Here is a 15,911-nt window from a genome sequence, read left to right as displayed (position 1 = left end):
AACCACAGCCGTCTCGGAGTACTGGATCGCCCGGTCAAGCCGGGCGATGACACCGTTGTTGTGATGAGAGCGCTTCGCGCCTCCTCACCATGAGGATTGAGCATCTTGATTTCCCCGCAGCTTCCCGCAAAGTCGCGCGTCATGACAAACATGCCTTTCTTCACCCGCGACGGCGACACATTCCATCCGACGGAAGTCGCCAACGGCCCGTGGGATCCGAAATCGCTGCACGGACGCGTCATCATCGGCCTGCTCGGCTTCGCCATCGAGGAGCGCCATTCCGGCCCCGAATTCGTGCCGGCGCGGCTGACCGTCGATATGTTTCGGCTTCCGACCATCGACAAGCCGATCGAGATGACGACACGTCTGGTGCGCGACGGGATGCGCATCCGCGTCGTGGAAGCAGAGTTCTTATCCGGCGGCGTCGGCATGGCGCGCGCTTCGTGCCAGCTGTTGCGGCGAACGCAGAATCCGGACGGCAATGTCTGGTCGCCGCCGAACTGGGACGTGCCGAAGCCGGCCGACATTCCCAAGCCGACCGATCCCAGGCTCGGCATGAACGGCAAATGGACCACGCGACCGATCGTCGGCCACATGGGCTCGCTCGGGCCACGAAAGCTCTGGATGAGCGAGGTGCGCGAGCTGGTCGCGGGCGTGCCGATGACGCCGTTCGTCCGTGTCGCTACCGGCGCGGACTTCGCCAGTCCGTTCGCCAACGCCGGCGACAAGGGGCTCGGCTACATCAACAGCGACGTCACGATCTATCTGCACCGCCTGCCGGTGACGAACTGGATCGGCTTCGACGTCGTGAACCACCAGGCCACCGATGGTGTGGCGATCGGCGAGTGCTGGCTGTACGATGAAGCGGGCCCGATCGGCACCGCCACAGTTGCGGCGCTGGCGCAGCGCAAGCCGATGGTAAACCCGTCGAAGCGGTAGGTGCGCAACAACGACGGTTAACCCAAGTGCCGCTGCATTTCCGGCCGCGCCTTGAGTTCCGCGCCCTGCCTGGCGACGATCTTCGCGATTCTATCAGGTGCAAACTTCAAATCGACAAACGCCGGCGCGGTGTTCGCGACCTCGTGATAGCTGACGATCCTGCCGTCTCGAAGCGTCATGATCGCCACGCCCTCGAACATCGCCCGCGCGCCATTCGCCTCCGGCAAGGTCGAGCGATAGCTGAACGTGTAGCGCGCATAGAGCGTGGTGCTGTTCGATACCGGGTCGTGCATGTCCCAGCGGAAGTCGGTCGCCGTGCGGTAGAACCAGTCGTCGATCATCGCGGCGATCTTCTCGCGGCCGGCGAAGGCGCCATAGAACACGTCGTGATAGACGCCGTCCTCGGTGAAGAGATCAGCGAAGGCTTTTCCGTTGCGTTGTTCGACCGCGTCGCAGAAGGCGCGCAGCATGGCGGTGGTGGTCATCGGCGATTCTCCCCTCCCATTCTCAGTCATGCCCGGGCGTGACCGGGGCATCCAGTACGCCGCGGCTTCTCGGCTTGAGCACGAGCGCCTCTGGAATACTGGATCGCCCGATCAAGTCGGGCGACGACACCGAGTGCTAGGTCGCGATTTCACCCGATCTCGGCCACCGCGGCAAGAATGCGGGCGATGTCCTGCGGGCGCGAGAGGCGGTGATCGCCGTCCTGGATCATGGTCAGCACGACATCGTCGGCGGGCAGGCGATGAGTCAGCGCGAACGCGTGCTGCCAGGGCACGTCAGGATCCTGCGCTCCTTGCAGGATGCGAACGGGACAGCCGAGGTCGATGGCGCTGCCGAGCACGAGATGGTTGCGCCCCTCCTCGATCAGATTCCGCGTGATCGGATAGGGCGAGCCGTCGCCATAATCCGATGGTCTCAGCCAGACGCCTTTGGTCTCGATCTCCTTCTTCACCGCGGCCGAAAAATTCTTCCACATCAGCTCCTCGGTGAAATCGGGCGCCGGCGCGATCAGCACCAGGCCCGCCAGCGAGGCTTTGGCTTGCTGTGTCTCTTGCCGCTTTTTGATTTCGCGCGCGAGCAACAGCGCCATCCAGCCGCCCATGGACGAGCCGATCAGGACTTGCGGGCCGGCGCAGAACCGCTCGAACACCGCGACGCTTTCCTCGAGCCAGCGCCCGATGGTTCCGTCGGCGAAATCGCCACCGGATTCGCCGTGGCCGGAATAATCGAACCGGACCAATGCACGGCCGTGATCCCGGGCCCATTCGTCCAGCGCCACGGCCTTGCTGCCCCGCATCTCCGATTTGAACCCGCCGAGCCAGACCAGCCCCGGTCCTTGAGCAGATTCTTGACCAGATTCTTGCGTCGCGCGGCGGCGCACTGCGATCCGGCGTGCGGACGGGCCCTCGCCCACATCGATGAAGTCGAGCACGGCATCGGGAATTGCAGGGGTCATGGAACGTTTACTCTGGCTGTGCAGTTTGAGCTGTCCGGACGCGCTCCGCAGCGCAGCCGGACGTCGGCATTTGCCCTTTGGGACGCTTGCGGAACGGAAGCAAGGTGTCTATGTCCCTCTGCGTGCCCCGCCGTGGCCAAAATGCCTCGCATTTGAGGCTTTTTCGACCGCCGCACGAGCGATTGCTTGCCGGCAACCGTATCTTCCTGCAAAATAGCCGCCTCTTTTCATAACTTTGGAGAACCACCCATTCGCCGTCCCAATAAAGCCCCGCCCACTGCCGCCAAAGACGGGCCGCGCATCAATGACGACATTCGCAATGCGCAGATCCAGCTGATCGATCAGACCGGTGACAACAAGGGCACCATCGAGACCGTCGCGGCTATCCGCCTGGCCCAGGAAGCCGGCATGGATCTGGTCGAGATCTCGCCGAACGTCAGCCCTCCCGTCTGCAAGATCATGGACTACGGGAAGTATAAGTATTCCGCGCAGAAAAAAGCCGCCGAAGCCCGCAAGCGGCAGAAGATCGTCGAGATCAAGGAGATCAAGCTCCGCCCGATGATCGACGACCACGATTACGAAGTGAAGATGCGCGCCATGCAGCGGTTCTTCGAAGAAGGCGACAAGGTCAAGATCACCCTGCGCTATCGCGGCCGCGAAATGGCGCACCAGGAGATCGGCACCAAGCTGCTCGACAAGATCAAGACCGACGTCGCCGAGCTCGCCAAGGTGGAGCAGGACGCGCGGTTCGAGGGCCGTCAGGTCGTCATGGTGCTGGCGCCGCGCTGACGCGAGTTGTTCAGGATTGAGAGTTCAACGGCCCGTCCGGCCTTCCGGCGGGCCGTTTTGTTTTGGCCGAGGAAGAAGGGGAGGGAGCGCATCGAATGCTTGGCGACTAACTCCTCGTCGCCTGCCAGGTGCCGCTGCACTGATCGCCGGAGATGATACCCCTCCACGAACCGGCGCCGTTCACGCCGGCAAGCCGACCGCCGCCGCTGGCATGGGACGCCCCGACCGAGACCTGGACCGCGACGGTACCGCTGCGATTGACCTTGCCGGAGACCCGGCCACCGCCGGCGGACGACACCCGGCTGCCGGCGACGGTGAAGGGAACGCTGTAGCCGGAGCTGCAATTGCCGCGGGTGGTGGCGAAGGTGACGTTCCAGACTCCGTCATAGCCGCGGATGCGCGCATCGGCAGTCGAGGGAAACGCAGCCATGGCGAGCACGGCCAACAGCGCCAGGCGGCGCGGACGAGCGAAATCAGTCAAAGACGGAAGCGATTGGGAAAAATGGGGCATTCTGGTCCTGCTCCGGGCGACACGGCCCGGACATGAAGATAGCAATTCCGGATAGTCGGCGGCTAGGTTCCGCCGGTTCATCGTTGCCAATTCGCCCGTCCTCTGTCATAAGCCCAGCCTTCATTGCCCGGCTGATTAAGGGCTGCCGTGGCGGTGTCCGTGCGGGTTTCGCGCTTGTTCGTAAAACCTGAGCACAATCAACGCTCTAACGAGCATTTTGACGGCCAGCCGCCTTTGCGGGCGGATTTCTATGGCCATTAGGAGAGCCAAATGCCCAAGCTGAAGACCAAATCGGGCGCTAAAAAGCGCTTCAAGGTGACTGCCACCGGCAAAGTGATGTTCGCGCATCGTAGCAAGCGGCACGGCATGATCAAGCGGACGAAGAAGCAGATCCGGCAGCTGCGCGGCACCGCCGTGCTGTTCAAGACCGACGGCGACAACGTCAAGAAGTACTTCTTGCCGAACGCCTGATCGCGTCCACGATCATTGCCACCCGCGCCGCAGCTTTCGCGGCGATCCGAACATCAAGTCACTTCTGAAGGATATTTGTCATGGCTCGCGTCAAACGCGGTGTGACCGCCCACGCCAAGCACAAGAAAGTCTACAAGGCCGCCAAGGGTTTCCGCGGCCGCCGCAAGAACACGATCCGCACCGCCAAGCCGGCGGTCGAGAAGGCTCTCGTGTATGCCTTCCGTGATCGCAAGCGCAAGAAGCGGACGTTCCGCGCGCTCTGGATCCAGCGCATCAACGCCGCCGTGCGTCCGTTCGGCCTGACCTACAGCCGCTTTATCGACGGCATGGCCAAGTCCGGGATCACCGTGGACCGCAAGGTGCTGTCGGATCTCGCGATCAACGAGCCCGCGTCGTTCCAGGCGATCGCCGAGAAGGCCAAAGCCGCTCTGGCGGCCTGAAGCCTAACGGCCGGCTCCGCCGGCCTTCAGCGCGCGTTGCGAGTAGCGCTGGGCGATCTCCGCCCGGCAGAATGCGGTGAATGACAGATACATGGTGCCGGATTTATTCCGGTACTTCCGGTCGCACACGCGCAAATCGCGTTGGTAAGCCTGTTTCCGCGCACTGTTGAGGCTGGGCATGAAGTCCGCCTCGCATTTCTTCTCGACGGCGGCGCCGAGCTGGACATCGCCGCTCGCGGTCAATTGGCAATCCTGAAACACTTTCATCGCGCTTTCGCAGCCCTTCTGGGCACCGATGGTGTCGACGACCTCGTCCAGCGTCATGGATTTCTCCATGCAGACCATGGCGCGCGCCGGGGTGCTCGTGACAGAGAGAACGACAGCGAGAGCAGCCAGACCGGATCTTGAGAGCATCGCGAAAGTCTCCTCATATCCTCCTTGGTGCCAGCCTCCCGCGCGAGGTTCAACCCAGCCGCTCGTCAGCCCGAATCACCGGCTTTTCGCTTGACGTTACGGCCTTCGGGCGGCGACAACCCAGCCGAATTTGGCAGCAGGGATTTGACCGTGTCCGACCTCGCAATGCTCGAAACATCCATCCTCGACCAGATCGCCGCCTCCGGCGACGAGGCCGCCCTCGAAGCGGTGCGCGTCGCAGCCCTCGGCAAGAAGGGTTCGATCTCGGCGCTGCTTGCCACGCTCGGAAAAATGTCGCCGGACGAACGCAAGACCCAAGGTGCTGCGATCAACCAGGCCAAGGACAAGGTCACCGAGGCACTCGCCGCGCGGCGCGACGTCTTGAAATCGGCGGCGCTCGACGCGCGGCTTGCGTCGGAAACCATCGACGTCACCCTGCCGCTGCGCGATGCGCCGGCTGAAGCCGGCCGCATCCATCCGCTGAGCCAGGTCTGGGACGAGCTGACCACGATCTTCGCCGATATGGGATTCTCGGTCGCCGAAGGCCCGGATATCGAAACCGACGACTACAACTTCACCAAGCTGAATTTTCCGGAAGGCCATCCCGCGCGCGAGATGCACGACACCTTCTTCTTCCATCCGAAGGAGGATGGCTCGCGCATGCTGTTGCGCACCCACACCTCGCCGGTGCAGGTGCGCACCATGCTGAGCCAGAAACCGCCGATCCGCGTGATCTGCCCGGGCCGCACCTATCGCATCGATTCGGATGCGACGCACACGCCGCAATTCCACCAGGTCGAAGGCCTCGTCATCGACAAGCACTCGCATCTCGGCCACCTCAAATGGATCCTGCACGAGTTCTGCAAGGCGTTCTTCGAGGTCGACCATATCAACATGCGTTTCCGGCCCTCGTTCTTCCCGTTCACCGAGCCGTCGCTGGAAGTCGACATCCAGTGCCGCCGCGACAAGGGCGAGATCCGCTTCGGCGAGGGCGAGGACTGGCTCGAGATTCTCGGCTGCGGCATGGTGCATCCGAACGTGCTGCGCGCCTGCGGCATCGATCCCGACGAGTACCAGGGCTTCGCCTGGGGCATGGGCATCGACCGCATCGCCATGTTGAAATACGGCATCGCCGATTTGCGCCAGCTGTTCGACAGCGACGTCCGCTGGCTCTCCCATTACGGCTTCAAGCCGCTCGAAGTGCCGACGCTGGCGGGAGGGCTGAGCTCGTGATGGGCTTGCCCGGACGCACGTACGCAAAGACTCTCTCCGTTCCCTCCCCCCTTGTGGGGGAGGGTCAGGGAGGGGGGTAGCCGCGGATGCCGCACGCAGTTGTGAGCGAACGTCAGCGCAGCCGGGCGAAGCAGCTTCGCCAAGCGATGACGCGCGCCGAAACACTGCTGTGGCGGTATTTGAAAGCTAACCGGATGGATGGTGTCGGCATCCGACGTCAGACGCCGATCGGAAACTACATCGCCGATTTCGTTTGTTTCTCATCAAAACTCATCATCGAGGTCGATGGGGAATCTCACGATTTCGAAGAGCGCCAAAAGGCGGATCAACGGCGCGATGCGTTCTTTGCTGCCGAGGGTTTTCAGGTTCTGCGCTTCACCAACGAGCAGGTGATGACAAATCTGGAGGGCGTTGTTGAGGCAATCCGCCAGGCGGCATCCGCCGGAGCCCGCGGCTTACCCCCCTCCCTGACCCTCCCCCACAAGGGGGGAGGGAACATTGACACCGACAAAAGCAACTCAGTGAACACCGACAAGAGCCGAGGCACACAGCCATGAAATTCACTCTCTCCTGGCTGAAGGAACATCTCGACACAAACGAGCCGCTGGATAAGCTTGCCGAGAAGCTCACCATGATCGGGCTCGAGGTCGAGAACATCGAGGACAAGGCGAAGGCGCTGAAGCCCTTCACCATCGCGAAGGTGATCTCCGCCGAGCAGCATCCGAATGCCGATCGGCTGCGCGTCTGCATGGTCGACACCGGCGACGGTGGCGCGCCGGTGCAGGTGGTGTGCGGCGCGCCGAATGCGCGGACGGGTCTTGTCAGCGTGTTTTCGCCGCCCGGCACCTACATTCCCGGCAAGGACATCACCCTCGGGGTCGGCACCATCCGCGGCGTCGAGAGCCGCGGCATGCTGTGCTCGGCGGCCGAATTGCAGATTTCCAACGACCATGACGGCATCATGGAATTGCCCGCGGATGCGCCGATCGGCGCTGCTTACGCTGCATGGGCCGGCCTCGGCGATCCCGTGGTCGAGATCAATCTGACACCGAACCGGCAGGACTGCACCGGCGTGCACGGCATCGCGCGCGATCTTGCCGCCGCCGACATGGGCAAGTTCAAGGACCCCACCATCAAGCCGATCAAGGGCGAATTTCCTTGCCCGGTGAAGGTCACGGTCGAGGACGCGACGTTGTGCCCGGGTTTTGCGCTGCGGCTGGTGCGCGGCGTGAAGAACGGGCCGTCGCCGGAGTGGCTGCAGAAGCGGCTGACCGCGATCGGGCTGCGTCCGATCAACGCGCTGGTCGACATCACCAACTTCATGACTTACGACCGCGCGCGGCCGCTGCACGTGTTCGACGCGAAGAAAGTGAAGGGCCATCTCGTGGTGCGCCGCGCCCGTGACGGCGAGACGCTGCTCGCGCTGGACGGCCGCACCTACAATCTCGATCCCAACGTCTGCGTGATCGCGGACGAGCACGGCGTCGAATCGCTCGCCGGCATCATGGGCGGCGAGGCCTCGGGCTGCGACGAGACCACCACGGACGTGCTGATCGAATCGGCGCTGTGGAACGAGATCAACATCGCCCAGACCGGCCGCAAGCTCGGCATCAATTCGGACGCGCGCTACCGTTTCGAGCGCGGTGTCGATCCGGCTTTCATGGTGCCCGGGCTAGAGCTCGCGACCAAACTCGTGCTGGAGATGTGCGGCGGCACGCCGTCGGAGAACGTCGTCGTCGGCAAGACCTTCGGCGACGACCGCGTGATCGATTTTCCGGTCAACGAGGTCAAGCGGCTGTCGGGCATCGAAGTGCCGATGCCGGAGATGAAGCGCATCCTGACCCATCTCGGCTTCATGATGGCGGGCCCGGGTCCGGTCGTGAAGGTCGCCGTGCCGTCGTGGCGTACCGACGTGCACGGCAAAGCCGACATCGTCGAGGAAGTCGTCCGCATCCACGGCGTCGACAAGGTGCCGATGACGCCGTTCGAGCGCGGCGAGGACGCACGCAAACCCGTGCTGACCCCGCTCCAGCTCCGCACCCGCCGCGCCAGGCGCGCGCTGGCGAGCCGCGGCATCATCGAAGCGGTGACCTGGTCCTTCATCACCAAGTCTGCCGCAAAGCTGTTCGGCGGCGGCCAGCGCGAACTCGAGGTAGCCAACCCGATCGCGTCGGATTTGTCCGACATGCGCCCGACCCTGTTGGCCGGCCTGATCGCGGCGGCGCAGGTCAATGCCGATCGCGGCTTTGGCGATGTCGCGCTGTTCGAAGTCGGGCAGGTGTTCAAGGGCGATCGCCCGCAGGATCAGTTCATGGCGGCAAGCGGCGTCCGCCGCGGCTTTGCGTCATCGCAGGGTCTCGGACGGCACTGGTCGGGTTCGGCGCCGGCTGACTTGTTCGACGCCAAGGCCGATGCGCTCGCGGTGCTCGCTGCCGCCGGCGCACCGATGCAGGCCCTTCAGATCGTCGCGGGCGGCCCGTCCTGGCTGCACCCCGGGCGCTCCGGTACGATCCAGATCGGGCCGCAGAACGTGCTGGGTTATTTCGGCGAGATGCATCCGCGCGCGCTCGAGGCGCTCGGCGCCGGTGGCCCGCTGATGGTGTTCGAGGTGATCCTCGACCGCATCCCCGAGGCGAAGAAGAAGCCGACCCGTGCCAAGCCCGTGATCGAGCTGTCGGCATTTCAGCCCGTGTCGCGTGACTTCGCCTTCATCGTCGACCGCACCGTGAAGGGCGGCGACATCGTGCGCGCGGCCCAGAGCGTCGACAAGAAGCTGATCACCGCTGTGAACGTGTTCGACGTCTACGAAGGCAAGGGCATCGACGACGGCAAGAAGTCGATCGCAATCGCGGTGACGATCCAGCCGCGCGAAAAGACCCTGACCGACCAGGAGATCGAGGCCGTTGGCGCGAAGATCGTGGCGGAGGTGACGAAGAAGACCGGCGGCACTTTGAGAGCATGATCATGCTCGAGAAATCATAGAGCATGAGTCTCACTGACTTTCTTCCGAAGGACGTCAGCCTCACCATTGCGATGGCGCTCTGCGCCGTCGCTTTCGTTTCGGGCACCGCGCGCGGCTTCTCCGGCTTCGGCTCGGCGCTGATCTTCATGCCGCTGGCGAGCAGCATCGCGGCGCCGCGTCTGGTTGCCGCGCTGCTCCTCGTGATCGATTTCGTCGCGGCCGCGCCGCTGCTGCCCGACGCCTGGCGCAAGGCCGACCGCAAGGCCACCGCCGTGATCGTGCTGGGCGCGCTTGTCGGCGTGCCCGTCGGCACCTATTTCCTCAGCGTGCTCGAACCCGTCACGACGCGATGGATCATCTCCTGCTTCGTCGCCGCGCTGTTGCTTCTGCTACTGTCGGGCTGGCGCTATCGCGGCAAGGACCATGCCTGGCTCTCGGTCGGCATCGGCAGCCTCTCCGGCTTCTGCAGCGGCCTCGCCCAGACCGGCGGCCCGCCGATCGTCGGCTACTGGCTCGGCCGTCCCATCGCCCCGATTGTCGCGCGCGCCAACATCTTGCTGTTTTTTGGCGCGTCGGATTTTTTCTCGATGGTCAGCTATGCGACGACCGGCCTGATCTCGCGCGAATCGCTCGTGCTCTCGCTCATCGTCGGTCCGGTCTATGCGATCGGCGTCGCCTTCGGTGCGTCGCTGTTCGGCCGTGCCAGCGAAAAGGTGTTTCGCGCCATTTGCTACGCGCTGATCGCGATCGCGGTGGTCGCGGGACTACCGCTGCTGGATGGGATTTTGCGGTAAGCCATCCATTGTCGTCCTGGCGAAAGCCAGGACCCATTACCCCGGTCAGCGTTTGTAGCGCGACTGACAACCACAACTCTTCGCCAAACGACTTCCTGGGGTAATGGGTCCTGGATCTGCGCTGCGCTTGTCCAGGACGACGGCTGAATCAATTGCCCTATTGCCGCGGCGCCCTGCGCTTCTTCGTCGGCACGTCGGCCGGCTCATCCTTCAGCGCGCCGATCTTGCGCAAGGCTGCGTCCGCGGCGCGCTCGCCGCTTTCCCAGGCGCCGTCGACAGTGCCCCACAGCGTCTCGTGCGTGGCTTCGCCGGCGAGGAACATGTTGCCGATTGGCTCCGCGAGGATTCTTCGCGAGAGCTGACCGCCGGGCGAGGCCGCCGACATCGCACCCATCACGAACGGCGAGGCGTTCCAGCGCGTCACGCTCGCTTTCTGCACGGCCGCGGCGACTTCGCTGCCGAACAGCTTCGTCATCCATTCTCTGGCGAAGGCCGTCATCGCCTTCTCGCCTTGCTGAGTGAGATCGCGGCCGAACGAGCCGCCGACATCGATCGAACACAGCGAGGAGCCGCCGATATTGGCGAACATCAGCGCCGTGCGCGTCGAGTTGCTCTGCTCGATCAGGATGTCGTCGCGCGACAGGCCGAGCGGATTGCCCGGCAGTTGCAGCACGATGTGATCGTAGCTTCCGAGCGTGAGCTTCGATGCAGCATCGAGCGTGCGCTTGGGAATGTCAGGCCCAAACTTGATCGCGCCCGAAATCAGCACATTGGTCGAGACTGTGATGATGGCGGCGCGTGCGGCGATCCTGCCGGCCTGTGTCTCCACGCTGACGTCGCGATTGCTCCAGACGATCCGGCTCGCCGGCGTCGACAACGCGACCGGCGCCTGCTCACCGAGTTTGGTGATCAGGGTCCCCAGGCCCTGGCGGCAGGCGATCGCGGCGTTGCGATCCTGTGCCCGCGCCTTGTCGATCGCAGACAGCTCCTTCAGGTCCTTGCCGGCGAAGCTCGCGCCCAGCATGAACTCGGCCGCGCCGGCCCAATCACCGAGATCCTTCGGCAGCACCGAGGCGCAGGCGGTATCGAGCTTGCCGCGCGCGGCCTCGTCGATGGCGCGGTTGGCGCGCACCAGCGCCGCCAGGAACTCCTCGGTCTCGCCGGCCCGTGCGTTGCGGCGGCCGATGCGCATCTTCTGGCCTGACGGCGCCGGCAGAACGTCGAGCCCGGCGCTGCGCGCCAGCCGGATCATCGGATTGGTGTCGGGATTGTGCATCCAGCGCGCGCCGCGATCGAACGGCGTGTCGAAGGTCGTCGTGTCCGTGATGCAGCGGCCGCCGATCTGCGACGCCGCTTCCACCACCACGACCTTGCGATTGGCCGCCATGATGCGCCGCGCCGCGGCAATTCCGGCCGCGCCCGCGCCGATCACGACAATGTCAGCCTCGCGCGGCAGGGTCGCGGCGGTTGCGCGCAGGACCGGCATCGCGGCAAGGCCCGCCGACGCCGATAGGAAGCTGCGGCGCGTGATTGTCATGGCATGGTTTCCGGAGACTTGCAGCAAACGGGAACAGCTAGCGAACCTTGCCGTATCTGATGTTGCGCGGCAACCATCATGGTGAATCAATCGTGCTTGATGTCACGGAGCGATGAACCGAATTGCAACACGTTCCGACCATGGTAGAGAAGAGAAAAAGACGGCCGGAAAAGGCCGTGGGGGAGTTTTGAAATGGGGACGGTCCTGGATTCAGTCGGCAAGCTGATTGCCGCGTACCTCTCGAAGGAGGTGCCGGGCTATGAGCCGTTCACGCCGAGCGACCCCGAGCATCTGCGCGGCATCATGGAGCCCGGCGACGTGCTGCTGGTCGAGGGCAACAACCGCATCTCCGGCATCATCAAATATCTGACGCAGTCGACCTGGTCCCACGGCGCACTCTATGTCGGCCCGATCGAGGGCGCGGAAGAGCCCGACGGCGAGCCGCACGTGCTGATCGAGGCCAATATCGGCGAAGGCGTCACCTCCGCGCCGCTGTCGAAATATTTCCCCTATCACACCCGCGTCTGCCGCCCGGTCGGGCTGTCCTATGAGGACCGCACCACGGTCTGCCGCTATGCGATCAACCGCATCGGCTTCGGCTACGACACCAAGAACATCGTCGACCTGATGCGCTTTCTGTTTCCGCTGCCGATCCCGCAGCGCTGGCGGCGCCGCATGATCTCGATCGGCTCGGGCGATCCCACCAAGATCATCTGCTCGGCCCTGATCGCGCAGGCGTTCGACGCCGTGCGCTATCCGATCCTGCCGAAGATCACCAAGGCCGGCAGCCGTGCTGCCCGCCGCGAGATCCTGCATATCCGCGATTCCTCGCTCTACATGCCCCGCGACTTCGACATCTCGCCCTATTTCGAGGTCGTCAAACCCACCATCGTGCACGGCTTCGACTACACCGCCTTGCACTGGGCCGACAAGCAGAAGCCGCTCGAGGAGGTAGCCGGCACATTCAGTGTGTTTCCAGAAACGTTCAGTGCGCCGCCGCTCGTTCCTGAAGCGCTTGACGAAGAGGCGCCGCTTCCGGCTGAAGAAGTGAGCGCGCATCCAGCGGAGAGGGTCGATCGCATCACCGTCTCGGAGCGCTTCCGGCGGCTGAAGAAGCTGGCCATGGACCGCCCAAGGCGGCGCGGTCGGGCGCGCGAAAGGGCGGCGTAGCCTCGACTGCCCTGCGTCGTCCTGGCGAAAGCCAGGACCCATTATCCCAGAGAGACGTTTGGCGAAGATTCGTCGTTCGGTAGGGCTACCTGGCAAGCTCGATGGATTCCGCGGTATGGGTCCTGGCTCCCGTGCGCAATTGCGCACTAGGCCAGGACGACGCCAGAGGAAATATCGCGCATCCCTCTCCGCAATTGTGCGAGCGTCGCAAGGGAGCGACGAGCAGAACCTACCGCTCCGCCCGCCCGATCACCGCCATCAGCTCCGCGATCTTCTCGCGCTGGTCGGCCTTGTCGCCGCTCGCGATCGCATGCTCGACGCAATGGGCGACGTGATCTTTCAGAACCTCTTCCTCGACCCGGCGCAGCGCGGCGCGCACCGCCGAGATCTGCGTGACGATGTCGATGCAATAGCGGTCTTCCTCGACCATCTTCGAGAGGCCGCGAACTTGCCCCTCGATCCGGCCGAGACGTTTTCCGACAGATGCCTTGATGTCCTTGCGCATGCGGACTATATACCCCCCTGGGGTATCATTTGCAAGGCCGGAGCGTGGCAATGAACGACGCGGAACACGAGCACCATCACAAGCCGGAAACACATTCCGGATGCGGCTGTTCCAGTAAGGGTGCCCCGGTCGACAAGCCCGCGGCTGCGTCCTGCTGCGGCGCGCACGGCGATCACGCGCATGACCACGGCGCCGCGGCAAAAGTCCGCGATCCCGTCTGCGGCATGACGGTCGATCCCGCGACGTCCAAGCACCGCTTCGACCATCATGGCGAGACCTTCCATTTCTGCTCGGCCGGCTGCCGCGCCAAATTCGCCGCCGACCCCGCAAAATATCTCGCCAAAGAGAAGACACCCCAGCCCGAGATGCCCGCAGGCACGATCTACACCTGTCCGATGCATCCGCAGATCCGCCAGGCCGGACCCGGCACCTGCCCGATCTGCGGCATGGCTCTGGAGCCGGAAGTGGCAAGTTTGGAGACCGGCCCCAATCCTGAGCTTGCCGACATGACGCGGCGGTTCTGGATCGGCGGCGCGCTGGCGCTGCCGGCCGTCGTGCTGGAGATGGGCGGCCATCTCGCGGGCCCGCACAACTGGATCGATGCGACGCTGTCGAACTGGATCCAGCTCGTCTTCGCCACGCCCGTGGTGCTGTGGGCCGGTTGGCCGTTCTTCGTCCGCGGCTGGCAGTCGCTGCTGACGCGCAACCTCAACATGTTCACGCTGATCGCGATGGGCACGGGCGTTGCCTATGTCTACAGCCTGATCGGCACCATCGCGCCGCAGATTTTCCCGGCCACCTTCCGCGGCCACGAAGGCGCGATCGCGGTCTATTTCGAGGCGGCGGCGGTCATCACCGTGCTGGTGCTGCTCGGGCAGGTGCTGGAGCTGCGCGCCCGCGACGCGACGTCGGGTGCGATCAAGGCGCTGCTGCAGCTCGCGCCGAAGACCGCGCGCCGGGTCGATGCTGACGGCGGCGAGCACGAGGTCGAGATCGACGCACTTCATGCCGGTGACCGCTTGCGCGTGCGTCCTGGCGAAAAAGTGCCGGTCGACGGCGTCATTCTGGAAGGTCGTTCCTCGCTCGACGAGTCGCTGGTCACAGGCGAATCCATGCCGGTGACCAAGGAGACGGACGCGAAGGTGATCGCCGGCACGCTCAACCAATCCGGCAGCTTCATCATGCGCGCCGACAAGGTCGGGCGTGAGACGCTGCTGTCGCAGATCGTGCAGATGGTTGCGGACGCGCAGCGCTCGCGCGCGCCGATCCAGCGTCTCGCCGACCAGGTCGCGGGCTGGTTCGTGCCGGCAGTGATTGCGGTCGCGGTCGCTGCTTTCGCGGCCTGGGCTTGGTTCGGGCCGGAGCCGCGGCTGGCCTTCGGCCTCGTCGCCGCCGTCAGCGTGCTGATCATCGCCTGCCCCTGCGCGCTTGGCCTGGCGACTCCGATGTCGATCATGGTCGGCGTCGGCCGCGGCGCGCAGGCAGGCGTGCTGATCAAGAACGCCGAGGCGCTGGAGCGAATGGAGAAGATCGACACGCTGGTGGTCGACAAGACCGGCACCCTGACCGAGGGCAAGCCGAAGGTGGTCGCGATCGTGCCGGCCACCGGCTTTGCGGAAGATGATATCCTCCGCATGGCCGCCAGCGTCGAGCGCGCCAGCGAGCATCCTCTGGCCGATGCGATCATGCGCGCCGCAAAGGAGAAGCAGCTCGCGCTGGGCCAGGTCGAGCAATTCGATTCACCGACGGGCAAGGGCGCGACCGGCAAGGTCGACGGCAAAACCATCGTGCTCGGCAATGCCAGATATCTGACGTCGATCGGCATCGACACCCAAGCACTCGATGGCGAGGCCGAACGGCTGCGCGGCGATGGCGCGACCGTGATCAACATGGCGGTCGACGGCCGGCTTGCCGGCCTGTTCGCGATCGCCGATCCGGTCAAGGCTTCCACGCCCGAGGCCCTGAAGGCACTGGCAGCCGAAGGCATCAAGGTCATCATGCTGACCGGTGACAACCGCACCACGGCCGAGGCCGTCGCACGCCGGCTCGGCATCGCCGATGTCGAGGCCGAGGTGCTGCCGGATCAGAAGAGCGCGGTGGTGACAAAGTTGCAGAAGGCCGGCCGCAGCGTCGCGATGGCCGGCGACGGCGTCAACGACGCGCCGGCGCTGGCCGCAGCCGAAGTCGGCATCGCCATGGGCACCGGCACGGACGTGGCGATGGAGAGCGCCGGCGTCACGCTGCTGAAGGGCGATCTCACCGGCATCGTGCGGGCGCGAAAACTGTCGCAGGCGACGATGAGCAACATCCGGCAAAACCTGTTCTTCGCCTTCATCTACAACGCCGCCGGCATTCCGATCGCGGCCGGAATTCTCTATCCGACCTTCGGCGTGCTGCTCTCACCGATCATCGCCGCGGCCGCGATGGCGCTGTCCTCGGTCAGCGTCGTTGGAAATGCGCTGCGGCTGCGGGCAACGCGGCTGTGAGCGAGCGCCCTCTCTCTCGCACCGTTCACGAAACGAGGTAAGATGCGCGTAGCCCGGATGGAGCGGAGCGAAATCCGGGATCTGTCCACGTATCGAAGCCGCCACGGATTGCGCTTCGCTCCATCCGGGCTACCACATCATCGCCGAACGCGGCGTGCGTTATGGCCGCGTGGTGATGATCCCGACGGGGACAGCAAGCAG

At 64.6% G+C, this 15,911-nt stretch carries 16 protein-coding genes; 10 read left to right on the top strand and 6 right to left on the bottom strand.

The window, feature by feature from the left end; genetic code table 11:
- Positions 1–141: 141 nt before the first annotated feature.
- On the top strand, positions 142–939 hold the full coding sequence (locus BRA1253DRAFT_RS23695) for an acyl-CoA thioesterase domain-containing protein (protein WP_035993858.1): 798 nt from the start codon (positions 142–144) through the stop codon (positions 937–939).
- A gap of 17 nt (positions 940–956) precedes the next feature.
- Here BRA1253DRAFT_RS23695 and BRA1253DRAFT_RS23690 read toward each other — a convergent pair whose 3' ends face one another.
- Together BRA1253DRAFT_RS23690 and BRA1253DRAFT_RS23685 are read right to left on the bottom strand one after the other, a co-directional pair.
- Positions 957–1,424, bottom strand: coding sequence for a nuclear transport factor 2 family protein (locus BRA1253DRAFT_RS23690; RefSeq protein ID WP_007598549.1), 468 nt, complete (start codon positions 1,422–1,424; stop codon positions 957–959).
- A 149-nt stretch (positions 1,425–1,573) separates the two neighbouring features.
- Positions 1,574–2,398, bottom strand: coding sequence for a carboxylesterase (locus BRA1253DRAFT_RS23685; protein WP_007598548.1), 825 nt, complete (start codon positions 2,396–2,398; stop codon positions 1,574–1,576).
- Between the two features lie 249 nt (positions 2,399–2,647).
- Between BRA1253DRAFT_RS23685 and infC the strand changes: the two genes are divergently transcribed.
- Positions 2,648–3,187: a translation initiation factor IF-3 gene (infC, locus tag BRA1253DRAFT_RS23680; RefSeq protein WP_085349942.1), complete on the top strand. Its 540-nt coding sequence runs from the start codon at positions 2,648–2,650 to the stop codon at positions 3,185–3,187.
- 106 nt (positions 3,188–3,293) lie between these two features.
- On the opposite strand, the gene BRA1253DRAFT_RS23675 is transcribed toward infC, so the two are convergent.
- Positions 3,294–3,698, bottom strand: a complete 405-nt coding sequence (locus BRA1253DRAFT_RS23675; RefSeq protein WP_007598546.1) for a hypothetical protein — start codon at positions 3,696–3,698, stop codon at positions 3,294–3,296.
- 270 nt (positions 3,699–3,968) lie between these two features.
- Between BRA1253DRAFT_RS23675 and rpmI the strand changes: the two genes are divergently transcribed.
- Positions 3,969–4,169, top strand: coding sequence for a 50S ribosomal protein L35 (gene rpmI / locus BRA1253DRAFT_RS23670; RefSeq protein ID WP_007598540.1), 201 nt, complete (start codon positions 3,969–3,971; stop codon positions 4,167–4,169).
- Positions 4,170–4,249: 80 nt separating this feature from the next.
- A complete protein-coding gene (gene rplT, locus BRA1253DRAFT_RS23665; protein ID WP_007598538.1) occupies positions 4,250–4,609 on the top strand; it encodes a 50S ribosomal protein L20 in 360 nt (119 codons plus the stop codon).
- A 3-nt stretch (positions 4,610–4,612) separates the two neighbouring features.
- Here the strand turns inward: rplT and BRA1253DRAFT_RS23660 are convergent, their stop codons facing one another.
- The gene (locus tag BRA1253DRAFT_RS23660; protein ID WP_007598536.1) at positions 4,613–5,023 is read right to left on the bottom strand and encodes a hypothetical protein; all 411 of its coding nucleotides are present in this window, start codon (positions 5,021–5,023) and stop codon (positions 4,613–4,615) included.
- A 150-nt stretch (positions 5,024–5,173) separates the two neighbouring features.
- On the opposite strand from BRA1253DRAFT_RS23660, the gene pheS reads away from it, so the two are divergent.
- The 4 genes from pheS to BRA1253DRAFT_RS23640 all read left to right on the top strand — a co-directional run bounded on the left by pheS (position 5,174) and on the right by BRA1253DRAFT_RS23640 (position 10,012).
- Positions 5,174–6,256: a phenylalanine--tRNA ligase subunit alpha gene (pheS, locus tag BRA1253DRAFT_RS23655; protein WP_035995359.1), complete on the top strand. Its 1,083-nt coding sequence runs from the start codon at positions 5,174–5,176 to the stop codon at positions 6,254–6,256.
- Positions 6,257–6,342: 86 nt separating this feature from the next.
- Entirely contained in the window at positions 6,343–6,813 is a 471-nt protein-coding gene (locus BRA1253DRAFT_RS23650) for an endonuclease domain-containing protein (protein WP_007598532.1), read from the top strand.
- Positions 6,810–9,218: a phenylalanine--tRNA ligase subunit beta gene (gene pheT / locus BRA1253DRAFT_RS23645; protein WP_007598528.1), complete on the top strand. Its 2,409-nt coding sequence runs from the start codon at positions 6,810–6,812 to the stop codon at positions 9,216–9,218. The genes BRA1253DRAFT_RS23650 and pheT overlap by 4 nt, the downstream gene beginning before the upstream one ends.
- 23 nt (positions 9,219–9,241) lie before the next feature.
- Positions 9,242–10,012 carry a sulfite exporter TauE/SafE family protein gene (locus BRA1253DRAFT_RS23640; protein ID WP_007598526.1) on the top strand — a complete coding sequence of 257 codons (771 nt, stop codon included), beginning with the start codon at positions 9,242–9,244 and terminating at the stop codon, positions 10,010–10,012.
- Positions 10,013–10,169: 157 nt separating this feature from the next.
- On the opposite strand, the gene BRA1253DRAFT_RS23635 is transcribed toward BRA1253DRAFT_RS23640, so the two are convergent.
- Positions 10,170–11,549 (bottom strand): FAD-dependent oxidoreductase, encoded by a 1,380-nt coding sequence (locus BRA1253DRAFT_RS23635; RefSeq protein ID WP_007598524.1) that lies wholly within the window; start codon positions 11,547–11,549, stop codon positions 10,170–10,172.
- A gap of 192 nt (positions 11,550–11,741) precedes the next feature.
- Between BRA1253DRAFT_RS23635 and BRA1253DRAFT_RS23630 the strand changes: the two genes are divergently transcribed.
- The gene (locus BRA1253DRAFT_RS23630; RefSeq protein WP_007598522.1) at positions 11,742–12,719 is read left to right on the top strand and encodes a YiiX/YebB-like N1pC/P60 family cysteine hydrolase; all 978 of its coding nucleotides are present in this window, start codon (positions 11,742–11,744) and stop codon (positions 12,717–12,719) included.
- A gap of 229 nt (positions 12,720–12,948) precedes the next feature.
- Here the strand turns inward: BRA1253DRAFT_RS23630 and BRA1253DRAFT_RS23625 are convergent, their stop codons facing one another.
- Complete coding sequence (locus BRA1253DRAFT_RS23625; RefSeq protein WP_007598521.1) at positions 12,949–13,224, bottom strand: metal-sensitive transcriptional regulator; 276 nt, start codon at positions 13,222–13,224, stop codon at positions 12,949–12,951.
- A 50-nt stretch (positions 13,225–13,274) separates the two neighbouring features.
- On the opposite strand from BRA1253DRAFT_RS23625, the gene BRA1253DRAFT_RS23620 reads away from it, so the two are divergent.
- Positions 13,275–15,710: a heavy metal translocating P-type ATPase gene (locus tag BRA1253DRAFT_RS23620; RefSeq protein ID WP_007598519.1), complete on the top strand. Its 2,436-nt coding sequence runs from the start codon at positions 13,275–13,277 to the stop codon at positions 15,708–15,710.
- The last annotated feature ends 201 nt before the right edge of the window (positions 15,711–15,911 follow it).

The sequence above is a fragment of the Bradyrhizobium sp. WSM1253 genome (assembly GCF_000244935.1).
Lineage (GTDB): Bacteria > Pseudomonadota > Alphaproteobacteria > Rhizobiales > Xanthobacteraceae > Bradyrhizobium > Bradyrhizobium canariense.
The sequence above is the reverse complement of the archived record's forward strand: the minus strand, read 5'-3'. Positions and strand labels throughout refer to the sequence as shown.